At 47.2% G+C, this 1,287-nt stretch carries 1 protein-coding gene; it reads left to right on the forward strand.

The window, feature by feature from the left end; all coding sequences use genetic code 11:
- Positions 1 to 1,217 (forward strand): condensation domain-containing protein (locus F6K53_RS43205; protein WP_293086846.1); only part of this gene is annotated, 1,217 nt, incomplete at its 5' end.
- Between the last annotated feature and the right edge of the window lie 70 nt (positions 1,218 to 1,287).

Raw genomic sequence — 1,287 nt, forward strand, 5'->3', positions numbered from 1 at the left:
TCCTCAAGGTCTTGCAGGAAGCGATTAAAGAAATTGCCCGCCGTCACACTCCCCTCCACACCACTTTGGAAAAAGTAGATGGTTCTGTGGTACAGGTGGTACGCCCAGAAATGGAGCCAGCTTTTGAAATAGTAGACTGCCCCAACATACCAGAAAACGAAGAGTCCCAGGTAATCCGGAACTATCTCGAAGAATGTTCCCTGCGTCAGTTCGACTTAGTCAACGGTCCGATGCTGCGGGTTAATATCCTGCGTTTGAGCGAAACCTCCCATATTCTCATGCCCTGCATCAACCACGCGACCACTGATGCTTCGTCTTGGGGCTTATTCATCCATGAATTAAACGCTCTCTACTCGGCCTTTGCTTCTGGACAGCCCTCACCCTTGCCACCACTGGCCATGACATTTACCGACTATGCCCAGTGGTATCAGCAATGGCTGCAGGCAGGGACCTTGGACAAGTGCCTCAACTACTGGCGAAAAACCCTGGCGGGAGCGGAACTTTTGGAGTTACCGACCGATCGGCCCCTTCCAGCCAACCCCACATTTCGCCAAGGCTCCGAACCGTTAAAGATTAGTCCCGACTTGAAGAGTAGCTTGGAAAACATCAGTAAGAAAGCCGGGGTAGTTTTATACGTTACTTTATTGTCAGCCTACGGAGTAGTTCTTGGCAGTGTTGCTAACCAAGAAGACTTTGCCATTGATTCCATCTTCGTCAATCGCCTGAGGAAAGAAGCTCAATCCTTAATTGGCCCTTTTGGCAATATCCTACCCCTGCGTTTGGATTTAAAAGGCGATCCTACTTTTGCCGAATTACTTGATCGCATACAGCAAACTGTCCGTAATGGTTACGCCCACAATAGTTTGCCTTTTCTTCAACTCGTGGATATCTGGAAAGCCCAAGGCAAGCAATTCAAATATCCTACTTCCGTAGGTTTCAATGTGATTAATGCAACCAACTCCGAACAACTGGAACTACCTGAAATGGAAGTCTCATTTATCGGGATGAAAAAGAAAGCTGTAGTCAGAAACCTACATTTGCGGATGTTGGCTAAAGACGGAGGTTATAGCGCTGACTTCAGGTACATTACCGATATCTTGGACGGCACGACAGTTGCTCGTATAGCCAGAAAATACCACTTTCTTCTGGAAACTGTAGTAAAGGAGCCCCAAAAGCCCCTTTCTCAATTACGAGTAATGCTTGATCGAGTGGAGTAACTAGATTCCCTCCGATTTTGAACCCCCTTGAAAAAGTCCTCTGAAAACTAGGGGACTAACTCCTACATAT

The organism is Moorena sp. SIO4A1, from assembly GCF_010672065.1.
GTDB lineage: Bacteria > Cyanobacteriota > Cyanobacteriia > Cyanobacteriales > Coleofasciculaceae > Moorena.